Annotated in this window: 22 protein-coding genes; 10 read left to right on the top strand and 12 right to left on the bottom strand. The window is 59.7% G+C overall.

Annotation, left to right across the window (positions count from 1 at the left end; all coding sequences use genetic code 11):
- Nucleotides 1-416 precede the first annotated feature (416 nt).
- A complete protein-coding gene (locus tag QRN20_RS26050; protein ID WP_285361537.1) occupies nucleotides 417-3,911 on the top strand; it encodes a hypothetical protein in 3,495 nt (1,164 codons plus the stop codon).
- Nucleotides 3,912-3,972: 61 nt separating this feature from the next.
- Here QRN20_RS26050 and QRN20_RS26045 read toward each other — a convergent pair whose 3' ends face one another.
- Nucleotides 3,973-4,398, bottom strand: coding sequence for a VOC family protein (locus tag QRN20_RS26045; protein WP_025994032.1), 426 nt, complete (start codon nucleotides 4,396-4,398; stop codon nucleotides 3,973-3,975).
- Between the two features lie 134 nt (nucleotides 4,399-4,532).
- Between QRN20_RS26045 and QRN20_RS26040 the strand changes: the two genes are divergently transcribed.
- Both QRN20_RS26040 and QRN20_RS26035 read left to right on the top strand, forming a co-directional pair.
- On the top strand, nucleotides 4,533-5,405 hold the full coding sequence (locus QRN20_RS26040; RefSeq protein ID WP_122417666.1) for a LysR family transcriptional regulator: 873 nt from the start codon (nucleotides 4,533-4,535) through the stop codon (nucleotides 5,403-5,405).
- 91 nt (nucleotides 5,406-5,496) lie between these two features.
- Nucleotides 5,497-5,739: a hypothetical protein gene (locus QRN20_RS26035; protein ID WP_122434395.1), complete on the top strand. Its 243-nt coding sequence runs from the start codon at nucleotides 5,497-5,499 to the stop codon at nucleotides 5,737-5,739.
- A 213-nt stretch (nucleotides 5,740-5,952) separates the two neighbouring features.
- Here QRN20_RS26035 and QRN20_RS26030 read toward each other — a convergent pair whose 3' ends face one another.
- The 6 genes from QRN20_RS26030 to QRN20_RS26005 all read right to left on the bottom strand — a co-directional run bounded on the left by QRN20_RS26030 (nucleotide 5,953) and on the right by QRN20_RS26005 (nucleotide 9,236).
- The gene (locus tag QRN20_RS26030) at nucleotides 5,953-6,675 is read right to left on the bottom strand and encodes a DUF72 domain-containing protein (protein WP_122517815.1); all 723 of its coding nucleotides are present in this window, start codon (nucleotides 6,673-6,675) and stop codon (nucleotides 5,953-5,955) included.
- Entirely contained in the window at nucleotides 6,672-7,103 is a 432-nt protein-coding gene (locus QRN20_RS26025) for an HhH-GDP family DNA glycosylase (protein ID WP_029244502.1), read from the bottom strand. Before QRN20_RS26025 ends, QRN20_RS26030 begins: the two co-directional genes overlap by 4 nt.
- A gap of 5 nt (nucleotides 7,104-7,108) precedes the next feature.
- Entirely contained in the window at nucleotides 7,109-7,258 is a 150-nt protein-coding gene (locus QRN20_RS26020; RefSeq protein WP_004886349.1) for a hypothetical protein, read from the bottom strand.
- 139 nt (nucleotides 7,259-7,397) lie between these two features.
- Complete coding sequence (locus QRN20_RS26015; protein WP_122417665.1) at nucleotides 7,398-8,267, bottom strand: CAP domain-containing protein; 870 nt, start codon at nucleotides 8,265-8,267, stop codon at nucleotides 7,398-7,400.
- Nucleotides 8,268-8,390: 123 nt separating this feature from the next.
- Nucleotides 8,391-8,633 (bottom strand): hypothetical protein, encoded by a 243-nt coding sequence (locus QRN20_RS26010; protein ID WP_004886345.1) that lies wholly within the window; start codon nucleotides 8,631-8,633, stop codon nucleotides 8,391-8,393.
- 57 nt (nucleotides 8,634-8,690) lie between these two features.
- Nucleotides 8,691-9,236: a hypothetical protein gene (locus QRN20_RS26005; RefSeq protein ID WP_240995040.1), complete on the bottom strand. Its 546-nt coding sequence runs from the start codon at nucleotides 9,234-9,236 to the stop codon at nucleotides 8,691-8,693.
- Nucleotides 9,237-9,445: 209 nt separating this feature from the next.
- On the opposite strand from QRN20_RS26005, the gene QRN20_RS26000 reads away from it, so the two are divergent.
- From QRN20_RS26000 to QRN20_RS25990, 3 genes are all read left to right on the top strand, one after another.
- Nucleotides 9,446-9,622: a hypothetical protein gene (locus QRN20_RS26000; RefSeq protein ID WP_155500426.1), complete on the top strand. Its 177-nt coding sequence runs from the start codon at nucleotides 9,446-9,448 to the stop codon at nucleotides 9,620-9,622.
- 45 nt (nucleotides 9,623-9,667) lie between these two features.
- Nucleotides 9,668-10,531, top strand: a complete 864-nt coding sequence (locus tag QRN20_RS25995; protein WP_122517814.1) for an MBL fold metallo-hydrolase — start codon at nucleotides 9,668-9,670, stop codon at nucleotides 10,529-10,531.
- Between the two features lie 103 nt (nucleotides 10,532-10,634).
- Nucleotides 10,635-11,951, top strand: coding sequence for an APC family permease (locus tag QRN20_RS25990; protein WP_122517813.1), 1,317 nt, complete (start codon nucleotides 10,635-10,637; stop codon nucleotides 11,949-11,951).
- Here QRN20_RS25990 and QRN20_RS25985 read toward each other — a convergent pair.
- The 4 genes from QRN20_RS25985 to QRN20_RS25970 all read right to left on the bottom strand — a co-directional run bounded on the left by QRN20_RS25985 (nucleotide 11,941) and on the right by QRN20_RS25970 (nucleotide 18,441).
- On the bottom strand, nucleotides 11,941-15,021 hold the full coding sequence (locus QRN20_RS25985) for an efflux RND transporter permease subunit (RefSeq protein ID WP_088236403.1): 3,081 nt from the start codon (nucleotides 15,019-15,021) through the stop codon (nucleotides 11,941-11,943). The genes QRN20_RS25990 and QRN20_RS25985 overlap by 11 nt on opposite strands.
- 3 nt (nucleotides 15,022-15,024) lie before the next feature.
- Nucleotides 15,025-16,116 (bottom strand): efflux RND transporter periplasmic adaptor subunit, encoded by a 1,092-nt coding sequence (locus QRN20_RS25980; RefSeq protein ID WP_025994021.1) that lies wholly within the window; start codon nucleotides 16,114-16,116, stop codon nucleotides 15,025-15,027.
- Complete coding sequence (locus tag QRN20_RS25975) at nucleotides 16,109-17,620, bottom strand: efflux transporter outer membrane subunit (protein WP_240994257.1); 1,512 nt, start codon at nucleotides 17,618-17,620, stop codon at nucleotides 16,109-16,111. Before QRN20_RS25975 ends, QRN20_RS25980 begins: the two co-directional genes overlap by 8 nt.
- A gap of 92 nt (nucleotides 17,621-17,712) precedes the next feature.
- On the bottom strand, nucleotides 17,713-18,441 hold the full coding sequence (locus QRN20_RS25970; protein WP_285361531.1) for a nitroreductase family protein: 729 nt from the start codon (nucleotides 18,439-18,441) through the stop codon (nucleotides 17,713-17,715).
- 95 nt (nucleotides 18,442-18,536) lie between these two features.
- On the opposite strand from QRN20_RS25970, the gene QRN20_RS25965 reads away from it, so the two are divergent.
- The 4 genes from QRN20_RS25965 to QRN20_RS25950 all read left to right on the top strand — a co-directional run bounded on the left by QRN20_RS25965 (nucleotide 18,537) and on the right by QRN20_RS25950 (nucleotide 22,127).
- Nucleotides 18,537-19,175, top strand: coding sequence for a TetR/AcrR family transcriptional regulator (locus QRN20_RS25965; protein WP_025994018.1), 639 nt, complete (start codon nucleotides 18,537-18,539; stop codon nucleotides 19,173-19,175).
- Nucleotides 19,176-19,275: 100 nt separating this feature from the next.
- Nucleotides 19,276-20,055 carry a MipA/OmpV family protein gene (locus QRN20_RS25960; RefSeq protein ID WP_032632683.1) on the top strand — a complete coding sequence of 260 codons (780 nt, stop codon included), beginning with the start codon at nucleotides 19,276-19,278 and terminating at the stop codon, nucleotides 20,053-20,055.
- A gap of 48 nt (nucleotides 20,056-20,103) precedes the next feature.
- Complete coding sequence (locus QRN20_RS25955) at nucleotides 20,104-20,805, top strand: response regulator transcription factor (RefSeq protein WP_025994016.1); 702 nt, start codon at nucleotides 20,104-20,106, stop codon at nucleotides 20,803-20,805.
- On the top strand, nucleotides 20,802-22,127 hold the full coding sequence (locus tag QRN20_RS25950; protein WP_025994015.1) for a sensor histidine kinase: 1,326 nt from the start codon (nucleotides 20,802-20,804) through the stop codon (nucleotides 22,125-22,127). The genes QRN20_RS25955 and QRN20_RS25950 overlap by 4 nt, the downstream gene beginning before the upstream one ends.
- 16 nt (nucleotides 22,128-22,143) lie before the next feature.
- Here QRN20_RS25950 and QRN20_RS25945 read toward each other — a convergent pair whose 3' ends face one another.
- Entirely contained in the window at nucleotides 22,144-23,967 is a 1,824-nt protein-coding gene (locus tag QRN20_RS25945; RefSeq protein ID WP_240994785.1) for a sensor domain-containing diguanylate cyclase, read from the bottom strand.
- Nucleotides 23,968-24,071 lie beyond the last annotated feature (104 nt).

Below are 24,071 nucleotides of genomic sequence, written 5' to 3'. Positions count from 1 at the left end.
GAATTTGCGAAAACAGGTATAAACGAAAGATATCGGACAAGTAATATCAAAATGATATTTATCAACAGCAATTATATTTTTCGGAACAGTGAACTTTATATCAGACACCGGCAGCTCAACGCGTGCGGCACAGAGACAGACGTGCCGTGCCCCAGGGCGCTTTCAAGCCGGTTGTGAAATGTTGTGAAAAAGCACTTCGCAACCCTTATATGTCACGCAGCAATGTTAGTGTCATGCAAGTAACACCCTGCACTATCGCAATTGGCCGCGATTAAACCACGGCACAATTCAATGACCCGCTCACGCTCGCAAGTGTATGTCGCCCGAAAGGCCGAGACTGGCCTGTGCCTCTTGGCGAGGCAACGCGCGGTCCGTTTCGAGACGAAGTCCAACCGTTACAACAGGAGTCATATGGTATGTCGACACCCTCGATAGGTCAGACACCCGGCCCTCTTCCCTCGGCAACGCCAGGCTTCAATGCCAAGGCCCGTTTCACACAGTTGCTGCAGACCAGTAACCGCAATGGCGCTCAGTACCGACCGGCTGGCGCCAACGATAAAGCGCCGGCGCTGACTGACTACACCTCTATTGAAAAGCCAGGCACGGTTGCGGCCGACACGGTTGCGGCCGACACGGTGCGCTACATCACGCAGGATGGAGATCACGTGCTGGTCAGCAAATCCACGAGCCCGGCACTTTACCAACAGGTGGTCGAAGACCAGCCGCGCGTGGCCGGTTTCAAGGCCAGCGTCGAGGCTGGCTACGTGCTGGCCAACGCTGACGCCGCAGCACCCGAAACGCTGAGCGGCTATTCACGTATCGGACCGCCGGACGAAAGCGGGCCGGGCCTCATTCGTTATGAAGCCGCCGATGGCAGCAAGGTCATCGTGTCGCAGCAGCAGAGCCCTGAGCTGTTCAAACAGGTAGCGTCTGACTTCAAGGCCCTGTCTGGCGTGGGCAGCAGCCAGCGTGAAGGCTATCGCGTGGCAGGAGCGGATGAGAAACCACCCGAAAAACTGGGTGACTTCGCCGTGGTCGGGCCGGTGGATGAAGTCGGTCCAGGAGTCATGCGCTACGTGGACCGCGAAGGCAACAAGATCGTCGTGGCGGAGCGTGACAACCCTGAGCTGTACAAGGCCGCGAAGGACGCATTCACGAGCCTGACCGGCTTGAGCAAGAGCGAAGGCGAAGGCTATCGCAGGGCGGGTGACAACGAAGTGTGGCCGCCCGTGTTCGGCACCACGGTCGGCCCGCTGGACGAAGCGGGTCCAGGCACCATCCGTTACGAACACAATGGCGAAAAGGTCGTGGTAGCGCGGGACGATAACCCGAAACTGTTCGAGTACCTGTCAGCCTTGCGAACCGTCGTGTCCGATCCGGAGAAAAGGAAGGCACTGGAAACGGCCGTCAATGAGGGGCAAATTCTGGCCGACGGTAATACCCCGATCCCGAAACTGGGCGACATCACCGAGTTCAACTGGGTCACCGGCCAGGAAGGCAGCCAGATAAGCTACAAGAATCAGGCGGGTGAGCGAATCGTCGTCTCCGAATCCTTGACGCCCGAGTTGTTCGAAAAGGTCAGCACACTTAACGATGCCTGGGCGAAGATTCACAGCAGTGAAGCTGAAGGTTACAAACTGGCTGGCCCGAACGACTTCCTGAAAAACAAGGACATTGTGATTGGCTCGCCGGATGAGCTGGGCGATGGCCTGATCCGGTTCGCCAACGGTGATGACAAGTTCATCGTGTCCAAGGATCAAAGTCCGCAGCTGTATGACGATGTCGTGGCGAAATGGAACGAGCTGGGTACGGGCAATATCGGTGAGACGCGCACCCGCCACAACCTGCCTCCCGCTGCCGAACTGGACCTCATGGGCCAGAAAACCGGGGTCAAGGCTGACAAGGACGATGAAAACTCTCCCGAGCTGAACGTGGGCGAACTGGCTACCAAAGAGCTGCTGGATCAGTACCGCGAAGGCGTCAAGAAGGGGGAAATACCCAAGGACGATCCACGCGCCAAGCTGGTGAGGGCCATCGAAGCACAGGCCGCCTACGACAACGGCCGTGGCCTGACCGGCTATGAAGAAGCCCAGGGCGCCTTTGGTGGCACATGGCGGGAGTTCGACAGCAAGCAGACTCAACTGAGTTCGGCGGACATGCACGACATCATCGATGGCGGCAAGCTGCAGGAACAGCTGACGACGCTGTTCTCTGATCCAACCGTGCAGCAGGACTATCAGACCAAGATGACCGACGCGCTGGGCAAGGTGCCCGACAAGGACGCCATCAAGCAAAAGCTGATCGACCTGACGGCCAATCCCGATTACGTGCTGTACCTCAAGGACCTCAAGGCGCAGGGCCTTGGACAGGAAGCCCAGAAAGACCTGAGCGACACCCTGTCATCGCTGGCACTGGTCGACCCTGAGGCAGCGAGCAAGGCGGCGCAGTCGATCCAGGCCGATGGCCTCACCAGTGATCTCAATGACCTGGTTGCCGACCCGTCGAAGATCAGTGACGAAAACAACGCGTTGGCCACCAAGGACCTGTTCGGCCTGCTCAAGGGCGAGCTGAAGGGCATTCTGGTCGACCTGCCCCGCCACCTGCAGCCCACGTTCGAGAAATTCATCCAGGAAGGCGTCGTCGGCAACGCCAAGACCGAGGACATCGCCAAGGCGCTCAAGGAAGTCGGCAAGGCCTATCAGGAAAAAGGCTCGGTGAGCGAAGCCGACATCAAGACCGCCCTGTCCAAGCCCTACATCCCGGTAGCGGATCGCGGCAAACTGGGTGAAATCTTCAACACCCTCAACAGCAAGGGCGTGATGGGCTCGGTGGCTGCGGGTGTTTCACTGTTTTCGGCCATTTATCAAATGGTGGGTCAAGGTGGAAAACTGGGCGAAACGCCTCTCCAGCGTCTGAGCATTGCCAAGGACTTCATCAGTTTTGCCGGCGGCGCGAGCCATTTCGTCAAACTGGCCGACAAGGTGGGCGACCTGATGGGCAAAGGCGGCCTGGTCGACCTGCTGGGTCTGGACAAGACCGTTCCGGAAATCTGGGGCAAGTCGGACATGAAGCCGCCCAAGGTCGAAGTCAGCCCAAGTGGCCTGAGTGCCGAGCGGCTCGCCGAGATCCGTACTGCGCTGGACATCCCTGACAACCAGCGCATGGACCTCATCGGCGACCTGACCGGCAATGCGCAGGCCGAGCACAAGGCAATGGAGGGTATTTCCCAGCGTCTGGACAGTGAGGTCAAACTCAAGCCCGGCGTCTCGGCCAAGATTGCGGGCTCTGTGGTGAAAGTACTGGGGCCGGCAACTGACCTGGCGGGCGGTTTTGCCGACATCGTACTCGGTGCCTTCACCATCAAGGACGGGGTCAAGTCCGGTGACAAGCTGGCTCAGGCCGCGGGAGGTTTGCAGATCGCGGGCGGTGCATTCGGCGCGTCTGCCGGGGTGCTGGGCACCGCAGCGCTGGTCGGCGCAGGCGGAGCTGCGGCCACTGCGCTGGCCGGGCCGTTCTTTCTGGTCGGGGTGGTCATCGCCGTGGTTGGCGGGATCATCGGTTACTTCGTCGACCACAACAAGAAACAGAAAGCGTCCGAGAAGGAAAACGACTGGTATCGGGATCTGGCCGCCGATGGCCTGCTGCAGGCCGACTGGGGCGACAAGGTGGAATACGCGCATTACTCGATTCACCATTATCGCGAACGCGAAGCGCCTGAAGACGACAGCCTGTTCCGTTTCCAGCGCGCCGAGTGGGAGCACTTCGACGAAACGCCGCAGAAAAAAGGCTCGTCCAGCAACCGACTGGATGAAACGTTGCACGTGGAGTACGGCGAACCGCACAAGTCGCCGGATACCCAGCAACGAGACGACCTGAGGAACGCGCCACGTTGGGGCGGCTCGAAGGTCTGATCAGCCTTTCAGCCATGGTTACAACCAGAAAGCCGCTTCCCTGAAAGCGGCTTTCTGCCCTTCACTTGGCGAACAGCTGACTCATGTCCTTGAACGCCTTGAACTCCAGCGCATTGCCGCACGGATCGAACAGGAACATGGTGGCCTGCTCGCCGACCTGACCTTTGAAGCGGATATAAGGTTCGATCACGAACTGCGTCCCCAGCGACCTCAGGCGCTCGGCCAGCGCTTCCCACTGCTCCCAGTGCAGGATGATGCCGAAATGCGGAACCGGCACATCGTGACCGTCCACCGCATTGCTGTGAACGTGTTCCTGCGAAGACGTCTTCGGGTGTTCGTGGATCACCAATTGGTGCCCGTAGAAATCGAAGTCGACCCACTGCTCGCTGGAACGACCTTCAGCCAGGCCGAACACTTCGCCGTAGAAACTGCGCGCGGCAGCGAGGTCATAAACAGGTATCGCCAGATGAAAAGGTGAAAGGCTCATTGCAGGCTCCGGGCTCAGGTCTGTTGGGCGGGACGTCGATGCGTCCTTCTTGATAACGCCGGGTCAATCATATGCGCGAGGACTCAACACTAAAATCAATATATATTTCTCCAATACACAAAAGAGATTTATCAATGATTCGCGAGCTCAAGACCCTGGTAGCCGTTGCACAGGCCGGAACCTTTGCTGCGGCAGGCAACCGAATCGGGCTGACCCAGGCAGCCGTCAGCGCGCAGATGCAGCGTCTGGAAGCCGAACTGGGCTTTGCGCTGTTTGAGCGTAAGGGTCGTTCGGCGCAGTTGAATCGCATGGGGCATCAGACCCTGCTGCAGGCGCAGGAGCTGATTCGGCTCTACCACAATCTGGGCTCGTCTCCTGCCGGTCAGCCCGCCGTACTGCACCTCACCATCGGTGCCATCGCCTCCATGCAGTGCTCATTACTGCCGGACGCGCTGGCGGCCTTTCATCGCTTATGGCCGCAGTGCCGGACGCGAGTGATTCCGGGTGTTTCCATGAATCTGGTCAATCAGGTTGACGCTGGCGAAATCGATCTGGCGGCGATTATCCGACCGCCCTTCTCGCTGCAAAGCGATCTGCGCTGGACCAGTCTTGCGCAGGAACCCTATCGCCTGATCGTGCCTGCCGAGATACCGGGCGATGACTGGATGCAATTGCTCTCCTCACAACCCCTGATTCGCTATGACCGCTCTTCGTTTGGTGGCCGGCAGGTGGATCGTTTCCTGCGCCAGATGCCGTTCAGCGTCCGGGAAGTCTGCGAGCTGGATGAGCTGGAGGCCATCATCAAACTGGTCGCCCGTGGCCTGGGCGTGGCGCTGATACCGCAGACGGCCAGCCACCATCCCTGGCCTGAAGGCATCCGGGCGCTGGACCTTGGCGAACAGACCTTTCATCGAGACGTGGGCCTGGTGCACCGCGACCGGCCAATACTGAATGAACCGACTATTACCCTGATCGACCTGCTGCAGCGACCTTCTACGGCTCAGTGACTGACAGCTGTAGGCAGATCACGGTGAAAAAGATCGAACTCGCCGTTTCGTCGTCCTCTCCAAGGAAGACAGCCATAAGCGAGGAACCCACATGAGTAATGACCACGCAAGACCTCAGGACAAGGCGTCAGAAAACCAACCCTACACTCCCACCGTCGACCAGTCCGGCGAACCTGTCGAGGTCGTGCGCAAGGACATCGACAATCAGGACTCACCTGCCGAGGGCGTCGACAAGATCATCACCCCGACCTCCAACCGCGAAAAGGAACAGGACGCCGAAACGCTTAAGGAAAAGAACCGCGAGGTCGAAGACAAGCTTGCAGGGCGGGAGTGAGGGGCGCAAACGTGACGTGAAACATGCGGCTGGCTCACTGCCCTGCAGTCTGTGCCATTTGTGACGCAGAGCGTCACGGGCGGCATACCCACGCGGAGCGATGGGCACGATCAGCTTTGTCAGTCCAACGGTGATCGTTCCTCACGCTCTGCGTGGGAATGCCGCTCAGGACGCTCTGCGTCCCGACGTACGCAAGAGAAGCACGCTGGCAAATCAGTCGGTGAGCAGCTCTTGCAGCCCCAACGCATCTCCCACCGCCGCACCGCTGGCGGTGTTGTCGAACAGGCACCAGGTCGCTGCGCCCTCCTGCCCGGATCGGCGTAACTGCTCGGCAATCTTGGCCAGGCGATCTGCACCATAAGGGCTGTGGTAGATCTGCGGCGAGCCATGCAATCGCCAATAGCGCACACCTTCCCAGCCCGCTGGAACGTCACCATCTGACACGGGTGACGGATCGGCGGCAACCTGCCCGATATGCTGCTCGACCAGCAACGGCTGTGCCTGCAGCCAGGACTCGTGACGCGGCTCAAGCACCGCATGCCCGGCATAGCACTCACGCAGTAACGCAAAAAAGCGTTGCGCGATATCGGCGTCATAGCGAAACGACGGAGGCAGCTGAATCAACAGGCAACCCAGCTTGTCACCCAGTTGCGTGCACTGCTCGAGAAAGACCCTCAACAGGCTTTCGCAATCATGCAGACGCAATTCATGGCTGATGGTCTTGGGCAGCTTCACGGAAAAGCGAAAGCCTTCAGGCACCGACTCCGCCCAGCGCGCATAGGTCTGCGGACGATGAGGACGATAGAACGAGCTGTTGATCTCCACCGCATTGAAGCGTGCCGCATAACGCTGCAGATGGGTGCCTTCATCAGGAAATACGGACCAGTATGGACGCGCCAGGCTCCAGCCCGCGCAGCCGATAAGGAACGCGCTCAATACAGCACCCTGCCAGCCTCGCGCATGAAGATCTCCACGGTCTTGGGGCCGACTCCCTCGAATGCCAGCAGGCGCTTCTCGAAATCCGCCCTGCCATCACTGGCTTCGTGAACATTGAGAAGCTTGCCGCCATATTCCTCGTTCAGCTTGACGGCCAGTGCCAGCAGCCGTTCGGCAGTGGATTCGTCATAGCGCACGTAATGCGCCTGCCCCAGCATACCGACCAGTTCGCGATGCGTGCAGCTCGCCAGCTTGCGGGGCGTGTCACGACCCCTGTGCTCGACGATCACCCGGTAGGCTTCGCAGGCAATTTGGGCCTGAATCCTTTTGCCCATCAGAAAGCTGGCGACCAGCCACTTGAACAGGGACTTCTCCTTGTCCGCGCTCAAGTCGATCTGCAGGTCAGAGGCAGTCACGGACTGGCTCATGGCGATTACTTGCTCTGCTCGGACTTGCCCTGCTGCATCTGTACCGAGGACTTGCTGCCGTCGGTGTTGTTCTTGGTCTCGTTACCTGAATTGTCGAAGCAGCCGTGCAGGGCCAATAGACAGAAAAAACCCAGGCAGATCGCTGGCTTGCTCATGTGAATACTCCTGATCATTGCATTGCATTGAAAGGCTGCGGCGATTGAAACGACGCGCCTTCCCTTGCAGACAATCAGGCCGCACGCAGGGTTTGTTCAGTCTGTGCGACTGCACGACCAACGGTCGTGATGCCAGGCATCAAGGCCCACCGAACAGCATCGTCCAGTAAACGCCATAATCGGTCTGTGAGCCGGTCGCATACGCCACGCCCACCTCGGTGAACATCGGATTCATGAGGTTCGCGCAATGCCCGGGGCTTGCCAGCCAACTGGCCATGGCCTTGCCTGGCGTGCTCTGACCTGCCGCGATGTTCTCTCCAATCTGTCGGCCGCTGTAACCTGCCGCGCGGGCCCGGTCAGCAGGCGAGTCGCCATCGAAACCGCGATGCTGAAAATAGTTTTCGCTGGCCATCGACTGGCTGTGGCCCTGAGCGGCCAGTTCCAGCGTCGCATTCCAGACCACAGGCTGCGCCGCTGCAAACGGTCGTTTGCCGCACATACGGGGTTTGGACCGCGCTTCATTGATCTGTGCGAGCAGCAGCTTGCCCGCCGAGCGAGTGTCACTCAGCTTGCTGTCGATCAAAGGACGAGCCAGCACGATGCGCCAATCGTTTCGTTCTCGAGTGATGCCGACATCGGCGTACTGAGCGTCCAGCAACGCGCCGCAGTACCGCGCCTTGAGCATGCCGAACGCCTCGTTGGCGTCCTGCGCGCCTGCAAGACGGATGGTGCGTACGGTTACCGCCTGATAGCCCGCAGCCTTGAGCGCATCGCGGGAACTGCCGTTGAAGACGATGGGCAGCGTGACGCTATCGTTCAGCACCAATGGGCGAGCCACCTTGGTTGTTCGCGACTCACAGCGCTGCGGCTGCGCACGGTAGGCATTGATGCTCTGGACAATCTGCTGCCCTTCGCTGGCCATGGCAGGCACGGCAAACAAGGACGCGAACGAAATCAGGCAGAGCCGGACACGCCATGGAAAACGGAGGTGCTTGCGCATGATGGGCATGGACTCTGGGGAAGGAAATAGCCGTAAAAGGCAGGGACTGCCCAGCGGACTGCGGCCCTTTTTTCAGGGCCCGAATAGGACCGTGCAACTGACACATGGTTCATGGCAGCACAGCGCCACCGCTTAGAGTTTTCCGATTTCCCCGGTGGCCTCGCCCAGGCTGGCCAGTGTCTGTTCGATGTCCAGCACAGCGTGGTCCAGCTTGACGAACGACTGCTGCAACGCCTCCAGATCATCGACCGTCTGATGTCCGCGCAAATGCGCCACCCGCTCAAGCTCGCTGCGCTCAAGGCCTCGAATGTCGTCTCGCAATCGCTCAAGCGTTACCCAGACAGCATCAAACCGCTCATGACGTTCATGCTTCACTTTCAACTCCCTTCATCGGCAAAGGTTTCAGGTTTGTGGCTCACAACTTGCAAAAATTCAGAGCGCGGATCCGGGATGCCATCCCAGCTGACGCCTGATAATCCGACGATAGGGCGTGTCGATCTGCTCGGGAACCTGCTCGATGTAGTCGCGCGCATGCTGTAGCGTTTCACCGGTCAGACCCGAAAGGTACGCCACCGCATCCTCGACCGACGGGACCCGGCCTTCAATGTCGTTGAACCGGGGCGGCAATGCCGTCCAGATAACGGCATCGATCCGCCGCTCCCACGCCCATTCCATCAACACGCCTACCGGCTTGCGTGAAACCAGCAGACTGGCGATAGCGCCTTCCCGCTCTTCAGGGATTTGCTCACGCTCACGCAACGCCGCGCAGGCCTCCTCGACGCTCGATACTGCAAGCAGCGCCCAACACACTTTCACGGATGGTGCGTTCAGGCAAATGGCGGTAGACAGCTCTCCTCCATCCGCCACCCGCGAAAATTCGATCGGCAGCGCAGGACCGTCCCTGTACCACTCACCCGCCAACGGAAGCGCGCCCGGCTCCCACATCAATGATCCCCAGCCCAGGCATGCAATATTCAACGTTCAGCCCTCACAGATTCATCCGGATACCGCAACTGTGACAACGCGCCTGACCAATACTCCCTTGCATGACCAACGTTTCACTTCATGAAACCGCCTGTCAGGGCTGAAGATCATCGCTTTGAATTTCCGGTTTGAATCAAGATCATTTTTCAGACACGCACCGGCCAGACCGAAGCGGTGTCGACTTTCAGCCATGGGAGCCCTGAATGAAGGAATTGATCACAACGGTCACTGAGGGAAAACGGGACACAAAGCCTTCTCTGACGAGCGATATCGCCAGCAGGCTGAAGCAGGTTTTGAAGGTGATCATTCGCGAGCTTCGTCCGGAAGCCCCGCGCAGGCGCTTGCTGGAACGCTGCCGCAAGCGGCGGGACGAAGAGTGAGACGCAGAGCATGAACAGCGTATCTCGAAATGACAGGAGGCGGTCGTGCGTATCCATCATCTGAACTGCGGTTGCATGTGCCCTCTCGGCGGAGCGCTGTTCGACGGCTTCAGCCGAGGACTGACCGCGCGACTGGTCTGTCACTGTCTGCTGATCGAAACCGACAACGACGGACTGGTGCTGGTGGATACCGGCTTCGGAACCGAGGATGTGGAGCAGCCTTCAAGGCGTTTAAGCCGGTTCTTTCGCTACTTCAACAATATTCAGCTGGAGCAGCGCTATACCGCGTTGCACCAGATCCGGCAGCTGGGTTTTCGTGCCGAGGATGTTCGCCATATCGTGCTGACTCATCTGGATTTCGATCACGCTGGCGGTCTGCACGATTTTCCGCAGGCCAGCGTGCATGTCATGCGTGACGAAATGTCCGCGGCCAGCAACGCCGTCGGCTGGCGCGATTCACGCAGATTTCGCGCTCGGCAATGGCAAAGGGTGAACGACTGGAAGCTGTATGACACTGACGGCGACCGCTGGAATGGTTTTGGTGCTGTACGCACGCTGCTGGGTACGGGCGATGACGACATTCTTCTGGTTCCGCTGCGGGGCCATACCCTTGGGCACGCAGGCATTGCCATTCGCACGCCCGAGGGCTGGGTACTGCATGCAGGCGACGCGTATTTCTACCGTGGCGAAATCGGTTCAGCCGACCGCAGCTGCACGCCGGGACTGCGCTTTTACCAACGCATGATGGACACCGATCACAAGGAGCGCGTCGCCAATCAGATGCGGTTGCGCAACCTGTCGCTTTCAGCGGGACGCGACCTGCGCATCTTTTGCAGTCACGACGCCATCGAACTTCAGCAGGCCATCGATCATTCATCTGCGCAGCGCTCCAGAGCAGACGCAGGCTGAGACGTTCCCTCTGATCGGTGCACGTAGCAGAAAGTCAGAACCAACTGTCACTGCAATGCTCTGAAACTCATACACCGCAGCCCCCGAAAGGAATCACTCCCCCATGGCCAGTCACGAAAAAGCGTCACTACGACGCGCGATCACCGCTCCGATGCTGATGCTGTTCATCCTTGGCGATGTGCTCGGCGCTGGCGTCTACGCGCTGGCAGGCACCATCGCCGGACGCGTGGGTGGAGCTATCTGGGCGCCCTTGCTGATCGCGCTGTGTTTTGCCCTGCTGACGGCAGCGTCCTATGCCGAACTGGTCACCAAGTACCCGCGTGCGGGCGGCGCTGCGGTGTATGCCGAAAAAGCCTTTGGCAAACCCCTGCTGTCCTTTCTCGTGGGCTTCTCGATGATCGCGGCAGGCGTCACCAGCGCAGCGGGGCTGGCCGTTGCGTTCGCCGGTGACTACCTGCAAGCGCTGATCAGCGTGCCACCGCAATGGGTCTGTGTCGGGTTTCTGGTTATCGTCGGACTGTTGAATGCGCGAGGCATCAAGGAATCGCTGGGGGCCAACCTGCTGATGACCACCATCGAGCTGAGCGGACTGGTCATGGTGATCGCGGCTGCAGCCTGGTTCGTCGGCCAGGGCCAGGGCGTGCCGCAACGGGTGTTCGAACTGGACACGGCCTCCCCTGCGACGGCCATTCTGGCGGCATCGCTGCTGGCGTTCTATTCCTTTGTCGGTTTCGAAACCTCCGCCAATCTGGCCGAGGAAATCAAGGATGTACGCAAGGTCTATCCCCGCGCCCTGTTCGGAGCATTGCTGATCGCCGGTGCTGTGTATGTGCTGGTGGGCGTGGGCGCAGCCATGGTGTTGCCCGTCGATCAGTTGAAGGACTCGCAGGCGCCGCTGCTGGATGTGGTGAAGGCATCGGGTCTGGGGATTCCGTCACCCTGGTTTGCCTTGATCGCACTGATCGCGGTCGCCAATGGCGCGCTGTTGACAATGATCATGGCCAGCCGACTGACGTTCGGCATGGCGCGCGAAGGTCTGCTGCCTGCGATTCTGGGCAGCGTGCTGCCGCGTCGACGCACACCCGGCGTGGCCATTCTGGTCACCACTCTGGTTGCCATCGCGCTGTCGTTCACCAGCACCCTGACCACGCTCGCCGAAACGGTGGTGCTCCTGTTGCTGTTCGTATTCCTCAGCGTCAATGTGGCCGTGCTGGTGCTCAAGCGGGACAAGGTCGAGCCTGCGCACTTTCAGGTTCACTGGGTGATTCCCGTCCTTGGGATACTGTCCTGTCTATTGCTGTTGACTCAGCAAGGGCCGGAAACCTGGCTGCGGGCCGGGGTCATGCTGGTGGTCGGTGCGGTGCTGTACGGCCTGACCCGGCTGGGCAGGCCGCAGGCGGTTTCACGCATCAGTGAATAGACTCGCCATGGTGAGCGGCTCCGCGGCTGAACCAGCGGTGCAGCAAGCGCTCCAGCTCATCGATGTAAGTGAATGCGACAGGCACCACCAGCAGACTCAAGGCGGTAGACGTCATCAACCCGCCAATCACCGCAATGGCCATGGGCTGTCGGAAACTCGCGTCAGCCCCCAGCCCCAAGGCAATCGGCATCATCCCCGCGATCATCGCAAGGGTGGTCATGATGATTGGGCGAACGCGCTTGTGGCAGGCATTGATCAGGGCATCTGCCACTGAAAGGCCCTGCTTCCTGATGCCCATCACCGAATACTCGACCAGTAGAATCGAATTTTTGGTGACGATCCCCATCAGCATCACCAGACCGATCAGGGACGGGAGGCTCAACATGCCCCGGGTGAGCAGCAAGGCGACAAAGGCTCCACCTACCGACAGTGGAATGGCGAAAAGAATGGTCAACGGCTGGAAGAAGTCGCTGAACAGCAGCACCAGCACCACGTAGACGCAAACCAGACCAATAATGATGGCCATGCCGAAGCCTTCCATCAATTCGGCCATGATCTCTGCATCGCCTGTTTCAATAAGCCTGACGCTGGACGGCATGGACTGGATCGCTGGCAGGGACCGGGCAATGGTCAGTGCCTGGCCGAGCGGCATGTGCCCCAGATCGGCGCTGACATTGGCATAGCGCCGTCGGTCATACCGGTCGATCTGGGTCGGGCCACTTTCTACGCTCAGTTGCGCAACACTCGATAAGGGGACCAGCCCGTCCCGACCACGCACCCGGAGATCGGCAATGGTTTCCAGGTCCTGCCGCGCGGCTTGTGGAATACGCACCTGTATCGAGATCTGACGGTTATCCAGGTTCAGCTTGGCCATCTGCGAATCGAAGTCACCATTGGTGGCAATGCGCACCGTCTCACCGATGGTCGCTGTGGTCACGCCGCGCTCGGCTGCCTGCCGGGCGTCCGGGCGAACCACGATTTCCGGACGTTCCAGACTCGCGGTCGACGTAATGTTGGCCAGGCCGGGTACATCCCGCAATTCACGTTCCAGCGCCTGGGCGGTCGCTTTGAGCGCTGCGGGGTCGTCACTGGAGAGAATCAACGCCATCTTCTCGCCAAGACCACCGCTGCCCAACGAGAACCGTGCACCCGGGATCCCATGCAAGACCCCGCGTATGCGGTTTTCGATATCGGTCTGACCGGCGCGCGTACCACGGTCAGAAAGCACAAGAGTCATGGTCGCGCGACGCAATTCAGCCGCCTGAGTCTGTCCATGCCCGGCAGACTGAGCCACCCCCACCGTACTGAACACATGCTCGATACCCGGAATGTCCTTGATGACGCGACTCACCGCCTCGACCGTCGATCGGGTAGCCTCCAGACTGCTGCCCGGAGGCAGTTCCACATTGATGTTGCTATATCCCTTGTCGGACGCCGGAATCAAGCCTGTCTCCAGAAGCGGGACCATCGCTATCGAAGCGACGAACACCAGCAGGGTAGCCCCCAGGGTCAGGCCACGATGTTTCAGGCACCAGCGAACCGCGCTCAGGTAGCGTGTCATCAGCGCCCCATCCGCCGGTTCCTGCTTGTCGGGATGTGTCTTGAGCAGATAGGCCGCCATCATCGGCGTGAGTATTCGCGCTACCAGGAGCGAGGACAGCACCGCCACCACCGCAGTCCAGCCGAACTGCTTGAAGAAAAGACCGGGCACGCCGCTCATCATGGCAGTAGGCAGGAACACCACCACCAGGGTCATGGTCGTCGCCATGACAGCCAGGGCAATTTCCGTCACGGCGTCACCTGCGGCCTGCTTGATGGGTTTACCCATGCGACTGTGCCGTTCGATGTTCTCGATCTCGACGATGGCATCGTCCACCAGAATGCCGACGATGACCGCCAGTGCGAGCAGCGTCAGGGTATTGAGCGAGTAACCGAGCCAGTTCATGACCAGAAACGTCGGCAGCACCGACAAGGGCAATGCCGAGGCGGAGATGAGCGTGGCTCGCCAGTCGCGCAGAAACCACCAGACCACCAGAACCGCCAGCAAGGCACCCTCGTACAGCATGTGCATCGAGCCCTCGTACTGCTCGTGCGTGTAGTCGACGGTTCCCGACACCTTGGTAAAGGAAAGCGTCGAGTCAGCGGCGTGCAATTGATCGAGCGCACTGATCACGCCAGCGGCGACGCGGGTCTCATCGAACCCCTTGGCGCGGAACAACCGGAAACCGACCACCGGCTTGCCATCGAGCGTGGCGATCTGGGTACGATCTGCATAGGTATCCTTTACCACAGCCACCTGATCCAGATTGACGCGTCGGCCGTTGCCCAGCACCACTGGCAAGCGGTTCAGTTCAGCGGCTTGCCTGACGGTGGCGATGGTCCTTACCGCCTGCTCGGCGCTGCCCATCTGCCCTCGCCCGCCGGATGATTCCTGTTCGACGTTTTTCAAGGCGCGCGAGACTTCCGCAGCGGTAGCGCCCTGTGCGGCGAGGCTCGATGGATCGACTTCCACCAGTACCTGACGCTGCACGCCCCCGACCCGCTCGAACTTACCGATGCCCGGCACGCCAAGTATCGTCTTGTTGATGGTGTCATCCACAAACCAGGAAAGCGCTTCCTCATCCATCTTTGTCGAGGCTACCGCGTACAACAGGGTCGCGTCGTCACCGCCGACCCGGACCGCGCTGATGGAGGGCTGCTCCAGATCGGTGGGCAGGTCGGACCTGACGCGGTCTACTGCATCCTTGGTCTCGATCAGCGCATCGGAAAGTTGCTTTTCCAGAATGAACTCGACATTGATGGTAACCAGTCCGTCCACAATGGACGTGGTGATGTGCTTGATACCGGACAGCGTAGCCAGCGAGTTCTCCACCTTGCGCGCCACTTCGGTTTCCAGTTGTGCAGGAGCCGCGCCCGGCTGGGTCAGCGTGATGACCACGGTGGGCAGATCGACATCCGGCATGTTGGCGATGGGCAAGGCGCGAAAGCCCATGACGCCAGCCAGGGAAAGCAGAATGAAAAGCAGGATGGAAGGAATAGGGTTGCGGATCGACCAGGTAGCAAAATTCATCATTCACTCCCCCGCTTGCGCAGGTGTTGCGGCAACGTTGACCAGGTCGCCATCGTTCAGAAAACCGGCGCCCTGCACCGCGACCCGGTCTCCTGCGGCGATGCCGGACAGAATCTCGACATGGCTGTCCTGCCGCCGCCCCACCGTCACCGCCTGCAGGCTGATGCGGTTATCGCCGAGCAGTATCGGCACGTAGCTGCGGCCATCGCGAATCACCGCGCTGGCCGCCGGGACGATCACCGCAGGACGTTCGGCCAGACTCACCTTGCCGATGGCGTACATGCCGGCACGCGCTGTGCTGCCGGGATCGATGTCGGCATAGGCCAGGCCAAGCCGGGTCTGGCTGTCCAGGCTGGGGGCCAACTCGCGGATGCTGGCGGACGCGGACGTACCGTCAGGCAATTGGAGGTCGATGCGCTGACCCGACTGCACCTGAGCCATTTGTCCCGCATTCAGCTCGCCGCGCCACTCCAGACGGCCTTGGCGAATCAGACGAAATAACTCCTGTCCATTACCGTAAACAGCGCCTGTTGTGGCGCTGCGTGCGCTGATCACGCCGTCGTCGGGAGCAATGACTCTGGCATAGCGCAATTGCAACTGCGTGCTGGTCAATTGAGCTCGAGTGACATCGGCTTGGGTTTCATACTGAAGCACGTCCTGATCGCTCATGCCGCCCGTGCCTTTCAACAGCAACGCACGCTTGCGGTTGGCATCGGCCTGTAGCCAGTTGGCCTTGAGTCGCTCTTCATCGGCGCTCAACAAGTCGGCATCGAAGGTGGCGAGCAACTGCCCACGCTTCACACGATCCCCCACGTTGGCGCGCAAGTCCGTCAGCCTGAGATTGGCAACCTGAGCGCCGATCACGGCCTCTTCCCAGGGTGCAACCGAGCCACTGGCTTCGATGATCGTGGGCCAACGAGTGTCGACTGCTGCGGCGACGGTCACGGTCAGCGCCGGAGCAGGCTGGTGGGTTGACGGGGTCGCTTCGGTCGGCCGCATATACAGCACACCGCCGGTGATCAGCATCGCGCACGGCACGATCAGGCTCAGTAACCGGCGGCCGAAAAGTGAGGCCAGGATCGATAACTTATTCATGAGAGGTGGTGTCCGGGGTCAAGGTAATAGCAGCGCCCGTGGCTTTGACGAGCGCGATCCAGGCTTGTCCCTGATCGCGCCGGGCGGAGATTTCTGCGTCCTGTGCCGAGGCGAACTGTCGGCGGCTGTCTTCCAGCTCGAACAGGCTGATCGCTCCGGCTTTCCATTGGTCGTTACTGACAGTGAACGTGGTATGGGCGGCATCGACACCCTCCCGGGTCGAGGTCACCCGCGCTGCTGCCGAGACCTGCTCGGCCAGCGCGTTCTCCACGTCCTCGGTCGTGGTGCGAACCGTGGCCTGCAAATTGGCAGTGGCACGCGTGTAGCGAGCCTGGGCACTCCTGACATTTGCCGCCCCCGCCCCGCCATCGAAGAGCGGACCGGTCAGGCTCGGGCCAATGGACCAGGTGTTGAAATCGAGGCTTGAGCCTGCAGCGCGAATCCATTGTCCGCTGAGGGCCGCCGCCAGATCGATACGCGGCAATCGGTCAGCGCGGGCCACTGCGATATCGGCCCAGGCTGCTGCTGCTTCTCTTTCGGCTGAAACAACGTCGGGGTGTGATGCCAGAACCGTGGCAGGCAGCTCGGGCAGCGCACGAGGTGCACGCGGCATGAACACTTGATCTACGCCGGGTCCCGCCTGCGTGATACCGACATGCCGACGAACAACGTCTGAACTCTGGCCAGTCAACGCCACCAGCGCATTGACCTGACGGGCACATTGATCGACCTGGGTCGCCAGGCTGGTGCGCGAACTTGCCAGGCCTGTGAGGATTCGTGCCTCATCAACCGAGCTGGCAAGCCCGGTGTTCAGACGCAGTCGGGTCAGCGACAGTGTTTTCTCCCGCGAGGCGATATCGTCAAGCCATACGCGCCGTGAGTTCTCGCAGGCACGCAGCGACAGCACATCGTTCGCGACATCGGCAGCCAGTGCGAGACGCGTTGAAGCGGCATCTGCTGTTCGGGCGTCCAGGTGATCCCGGGCCGCGTCCACCGACTGACTGATCCGACCGAACAAGTCAAGTTCCCAGCTGAACGCAGGCCCTGCCGAGGCCGAGTTACTCAGCATCGTCACGCCTGACTGAATCGGCGAGGTGTTGCGACTCTTTGCCCGGGTAACGTTGGCGTCCAGGTCAACGGCAGGCATCGTGGCTGCCCCTTTGACGCCCAGGTCAGCTCTGGCTTCTTCAACCCGGCTGAACGCCTGGATGAGGGTCGGATTGTCGGCAAACGCCGCCTTGGTCAGAGCGTCGATGGCATCATCGTGAAGAAGATGCCACCAAGAGGCATCCCCTCCGACAGTCTGTCTTTCAGACAGCTCACGCTGTGCGCTCCAGGCGGTTGGCGTCGCCAGCGGGGGTGTCACATAGGCCGGCTGCAAGGCACACCCGCCTGACACCAGCATCGCCATGCCCAGTGCGTGTATCGACAGTCGCCAGTACCACGGACCAGCGAGCGAGCGCCTTCCGCGCAGGCTCGCGTCACATAAAATTCTGGAATTCATTTGGGTAACCGAACGTAAAGGCACATCAAGCCGTCAGTGGCACGCGCAATGCTCGCCACACCGATCCGGCAACGGTCGGAACGGGTGCGCGATCAATGTGAAATGACGAGTTCCGATATCGGGTTGCGCCACCGCGTCTCGATCCTGGCGTCGTCCGACCGATAGCCGAGTGCGACGACCAGCGGAATCACGGAGCCACGTGGAATGTTCAGCAGCCTGGCAACCTGTGAGGCGGAAAAGCCTTCCATGGGGCAGGTGTCAATGCCTTTTGCGGCGGCAGCCAGCATCAGGGTCTGAGCGGCAAAAATTGCGTTGCGGGCCGCCCATTGACGACCACCCAGATGGCCTATGGGAATCAGGGAAAGCGTCGGACGCAGGAGCGCTGCAAAGGCGACAAAGGGCGACCACAGCGCGCAAGAGCCGATTCCGAGAACCTTCTGGAACATGCCGATTTGCTTGCGGTAATAAGCTTTGGAGTTTTCCTCCAGTCCTGTTGAGCCTTCGACATGCTCAAGCTGTGCATTGGCGGTACGCAGGCCCAGTGCGGGGCTTGCGACCACCACGATGAATTCGGCTGCCGTTGCAGCGGCTTTCTGTCCGTTACAGGCCACCGCCATGTTGGCCTTCAACACAGGGTCGCGAATCCAGTGCAACTGGTAAGGCTGCATGTTACCGCTGGAAGGTGCAAAAGCCGCTTCCGACAGCAGAGCCTGCACGTCACTTTCGGCAACAGGGGTGGCGTTGAATTTCCGGATGGCTCGACGAAAGCGATTCGCGGCCTGAAAGGCTTCCCACGCAAGTACGGGATCAGGTGTGTTCATGATTCGATTCTCGGTACGTGAAGAACGTTGTGTTTTCACGACTCAAATCGTAAGTTAATACTTAGTTTTTAAAAACTCATGTTCCGGAGCGCCCCATGAGCAAAAGCCGAACATCCGTCAAACCCAGAAAAACACCGGCTCAGGCGCGCTCTCGTGCGACCGTTGACGCGATAATTCAAGCAACGACTTACATTTTGACCAAAGTCGGCTGGGATGGCCTCACCACTAATGCGATTGCCGAACGTGCGGGTGTCAACATCGGCTCGCTGTATCAGTTCTTTCCGAACAAGGAGGCGATTATTGCCGAGTTGCAACGACGACACGTTGCCGCCACGCGCACCGATCTGGTGAACGTATTGCAAGACCTGCCAGAGTCGCCCACGCTTCGAGGTGCCCTGACCATGATCGTCGAGATGCTCGTCGCCGAGCATCGCGTTGCACCTGCCGTGCACAAGGCCATTCATGAGGAATTGCCACTGACGGTGCGACGATTGGATACCGACAGAGATACGCTGCAACGGCGCTTTGCAGAAGTCCTGACGCCGCTCATGAAGAATGTGCCCGACCCGGACCTGTCAATCTATCTGATGGGCGTTGCAGCCCACGCAATCATCCACACCGTCACCGCCGACCGGCCTGCACTCCTCGCACGACCCGACTTCGTTCCAGAAGTGGTTACCCTGATTGAAAACTATCTGCACAGGCCCGCCCCTGAACCAGGCTCCGATGGCTGAAGATCGGGCCAGGTCACGTTGCGCCGCCGCGACACGGAAACGACAGCGTCACCTCCACACTCATCTGCAACTGAAGCTCACCCCTCGAGAACTGATTGTGATGAAAAGACTGTCCGTATCCGCCTTCGCCGCCCTCACCTTTCCCATGTTGCCTTTCGAGGCTGCGTTCGCCGAGCAGTCGAGCCTGAGCCTTGGTCTTGGTGCAGCCATAAACGAGAGCCCTTATGCCGGAGCCGGCACGCAGGTCAATCCGCTGCCGCTGATCAAGTACGACAGCGACAGCTTTTTTCTGCACGGCATAACCGGCGGCTATCATCTGGTGGATACCGGCGTATTTTCCCTGGATGCCATCGTGTCTCTGAACATGGACGGCATTGATCGCGATGACTTCGGTCGCCGTGAGTTGGCCAGAAATGGCATCGACCGCGATCTGCTGGAGGACCGCGACAATGGCTTCGACGCCGGTCTTGCAGCCAGTCTGCGGGGCAGCGGCGGGCAACTCGAGCTGGTCGCGAAATCAGACATCAGCGGTACCAGCGATGGCTACTCGATGAACCTTGAATACGCGTATCCGATCCGTTGGGGCGAAACGCGCTTCAAGCCTCATATCGGCGCCACGCACATGTCCGCCAATCTGGTCGATTACTACTTCGGCACCCTGAACAAGGAAGAGCAGCGCGGCATAACACGCTACCGGCCGGGAAGCGCCAACGTTTCCTACATTGGCCTGGGCTTCTCTCAACCCATCGGCAAACAGTGGGAAGTGTCCGGCAATATCCGCTACACCAGCCTCCCTGACGAACTTGCCGACAGCCCGCTGGTGGAGGATGGAACCAACAGCTCGACATCAATGTTTATCGGTATTTCACGCAAGTTCTGATGCCTGTCAGACTGAATCATCAACGATACAGCAGAGTTCCAGCCCCTCATGATCGAGCGTTCACTGAGCGTGTTAATCGTCGAAGACAATCTGGCCCTGGCGGCCAACATGTTCGACTACCTGGAGGCCTGCGGTCACACGCCCGATGCAGCGCCCGACGGCAAGGCCGCCACACGCCTGCTGCTGGAGAACACCTACGACGTGATCGTGCTGGACTGGATGATGCCGCGCATGGACGGCATCGCACTGCTGCACCACCTTCGTCATGAGATGGGTAGCCCGACTCCGGTGATGCTGCTGACGGCCAAAGATCAGTTGGAAGACAAACTGGAAGGCTTCGAATCCGGGGCGGACGATTACATCGTCAAGCCTCTTGCACTGCCTGAACTTGAAATCCGTCTCCGGGTGCTGGCGGCGCGCAGTCAGCCACGTTCCAATGTGCGACAGACGCTGGAGGTTGGCGATCTGAGGTTCGATCTGGGCACGCAGACCATTACGCGAGCGGGAAAGCAGTTGCCCTTCTCGCCCATAAGGCGAACCCTCCTGGAGGTGCTGATGCGCAACTCGCCCGACGTTGTCACGCGGCCCCAGCTTGAGGCGCTGGTGTGGGGAGATCGAGTGCCGGACGGCGATCTGCTGCGCTCGCACATGCATTTGCTCAGAAGGACCATCGACAGCGATTGCGCGGCCGGGAACCGGCTGTTGCACACGGTATCGGGTGTCGGCTTTCGTCTGTGCGTGCTGTCATGACCGACTTCTTCGGCAGCCGCGGCAGCCTGCACCAGTTGATCAGTCTGATTCTGGTCGGTTTCGGTCTGCTGATGACGGCCGGTCTGGCGACTCAAGCCTCCATGAGTCAGGACCTCATCGACCATCCAGTCTGGAAAGAGTTGCTGGAAACCGCGACGCAAAGCGCGCTGAAGTCACCTTCGCAGCCCGCTGCACAGGACATGGGCAGAATCAGGGTCTGGACACTTACGAGCGACAGAAATGCACCTGACATGCCTGCAGAATTCACAGCGCTTGGGCCGGGTTTTTACAGCGAAGGCGATCTGGACAACGGCCTCTGGTTTCCCGGTGATTCGGATTATGCCGTACTGGTCACAGCGCTCGAATCCGGACGCATGATCGCCGCCATCGACATCAGCGATCTGGAGCACCAGCAGAACAGGATTGCGCTGATCGGGGCCCTGTACCTGCTATTGAATCTGGTGCTGATCATTTGTGCGATTGCCTGGCTGTACGTGCGCATGCGTCGCCCGGTTCAGGAACTGGCCCATCGCATGAAACAACTTGATCCGGAACGACCTGCGCAGCGCCTGCCGGTGCACTACGTTCAGCAAGAACTTCAGGAGATCGCCAGCGGCATCAATGCGCATCTGGAGCGGGTCGAGCAATTCATGGCGCGCGAGCGCAGCCTGCTGGATCAGGCCAGCCATGAATTCCGCACGCCGATTGCCGTGATCAGCGGCGCGCTGGATGTGCTGGACCGGCAAACGCTGCCAGCCACTGCCACGCCGCCTTTGCAACGCATGCGCGCCACGGTGGAAAACCTCACGGAGATCATGGTCGCCCTGCTCTTTCTTTCCCGCGAGCCGAAGGTGGCCAAAGCGGACGACCCCATCGAACTGGACCGCCTGTTGCCCGCGCTGATCAAGGATCATGAACACCTGCTGGACGGTAAACCGGTCCGGTTCTCCATCCACATCCATGAAACCCTGACCGTGTCCGCCCCGGAAGCCATGCTGCGCATCGCTATTGGCAACCTGCTGCGCAATGCCGCCGAGAACACCTACGACGGCACCATTGCAGTAAGGCTCAAGGACGGCATTGTCAGCGTGACCGATTCAGGCGAGGGCTTCGACACGGCCGAAGCGTCCCGGCGCTACCTGACCATGGTCAGACAGTCGACCAAAGCGGGGACAGGAAAAGGATTGGGGTTATTCCTGGTGCGACGTATCTGTGATCGTTTTCACTGGCGCCTGACCCTGGAATCGATGCCGACGCTGGGTACCTGCGCCCGCCTGGACTTCAGCCCATTGCCTGAAACCGGCGAAACAACGCACGCTTAATGGTTGCAATCCGGACTCATGCCAAGGCGTCGGTGCCGGACGTATCAAAGGTGGTCGCGAAGCGCACCTGATTACGACCGAGATGTTTGGCTTCGTAGAGTGCATTATCGGCGGACTTGAGCATGGCCTGCGGCGTCATGCCGGCTGCGTTGTCTACCGTCATGGCGCCGATGCTGACAGTAACCGCTCCCGTGGCGTTTCCCGCATGCTCGATGTGAAGCGACTCCAGCTGTGTGCGAATTTCCTGGGCGATGCGCATGGCACCCTCGCGGTCAGTGTTGGGCAGCAGAGCGGTGAACTCTTCCCCGCCATAACGAACCGCCAGATCCTGCGGTCGCCGGACCGCCGCCTGCAGGGCACCCGCAACCTCCTTGATGCAGGCATCACCCGCAGGATGCCCATAAAGATCGTTGTAGGATTTGAAGTGATCGATATCCAGCATGAGCAGGCTGATTCGGGTTCGGGCCTTCTCTGCGCGCTCAAGCTCGAGTGGCAGCAGCTCATCCAGGCTTCTTCGGTTGAGCAGTCCGGTCAGACTGTCTTCAGCCGCCATTTTTTGCAGGATGACTTGAGTGCCTTCCAGCTGCGTTTGCAGCGCGTCACCGATCCTTATCTGTCGCATGAGCGCGTACGCAAAGACCAGAATCCCGAGGGTGACCAGACTGACAAAGGCCAGAGAGGTATACAGCTGATGATGCCAGGGCGTCAGAATTCCATCCTTCGACATGCCGGCCTGAACCACCAGAGGATAGTGATCGATACTCACGTATCCGTTGATTCTTTCCATGTTATCGATCACGGATTTGATATGCGCAATACCTGATCTGGCATAGGGCAAGTGATCCATGAACACATTCCCCTTCGCGACACTTGCACCGATAAGGTTCTCGAAGAAAGGTCGACGCGTAAGAATTGTGCCGTCATCAAGTGAGATCAGGAAAATGCCGTTGTCGTCCAGATGGAAGCCCGCGTAATACTGGTTGAAGTACTCAATGGACATCGTGACCAGAAATACGCCGGCAAAACTGCCGTCGGGATTATCGATTCGCCTGGAAAGAGGCACGACATAATCACCGGTCGAACGACTCTTTACGACTTTACTGACATGCATCTCCCGGTCGCCGGGATGAGCCCTGTGGTAGATGAAATAATCCCGGTCCGCGTTGTTGGCTGACGCAGGAATCGAATCCTTGTCGGTAAGCAGCCAGTTTCCATCCTTGTCGTACACGAAGAAGCCATGAATCTGCGGCATCAGGTCCGAGCGCTTCTTGAAGACAGTGCGCAGCCGCTCCTTGTCCATGGAATCGATCCCATACCACTCGATTCGCTCGAGCACACCGGCGGAAACCGCATCGATTTCCCTGACCGCATCCTCTGCATGCTGGGCGGCGGCTCGCGCCAGGTTGGCGACATTGCCCTCACCTTCACGAATGTGCTGGTCGTAACTTTGCCAACTCACCCAGACGAATACCGAGAGAATTGAAACGATCACAATCACAACGAAACACGCGACCAGTCTTTTGACTGTCGAATGACGTTGCGCAGAAACATCAGGCATCGACATAACGCATCCTGCGATATAGCCAGCACTGTTGATGCAAGAGATGACTTGCGTGCAATGAACATCCAAACGGTGAGACACCTGCCCGCTGAATATCCAAAACGACCAATCTGCCATGAACTGCCGTGACTGAAGAGCAGCACGTGGCATGGATCTTAGTTGTCGCTCGGGAATATAGCGAGATGACGTGCATAACGCCGGAGCTTGGGCAAACATCTGCGCCACATTCGAGAGCGGACGCAGAGCGTCGCGGGCGGCATACCCACGCAGAGCACTCATCGTTATACACAAGTCATCTGGCTATCCGGAGAGGCAGCGGTATTGATGTGCTTTTGTAGCGCGATGGCATGAACACCGCAGATCGCGACGTGGGTGAAGGCTGA

This window comes from Pseudomonas sp. fls2-241-TYG-175 (genome assembly GCF_030209155.1).
In the GTDB taxonomy this organism is placed as follows: Bacteria; Pseudomonadota; Gammaproteobacteria; order Pseudomonadales; family Pseudomonadaceae; genus Aquipseudomonas; species Aquipseudomonas viridiflava.
The sequence above is the reverse complement of the archived record's forward strand: the minus strand, read 5'-3'. Positions and strand labels throughout refer to the sequence as shown.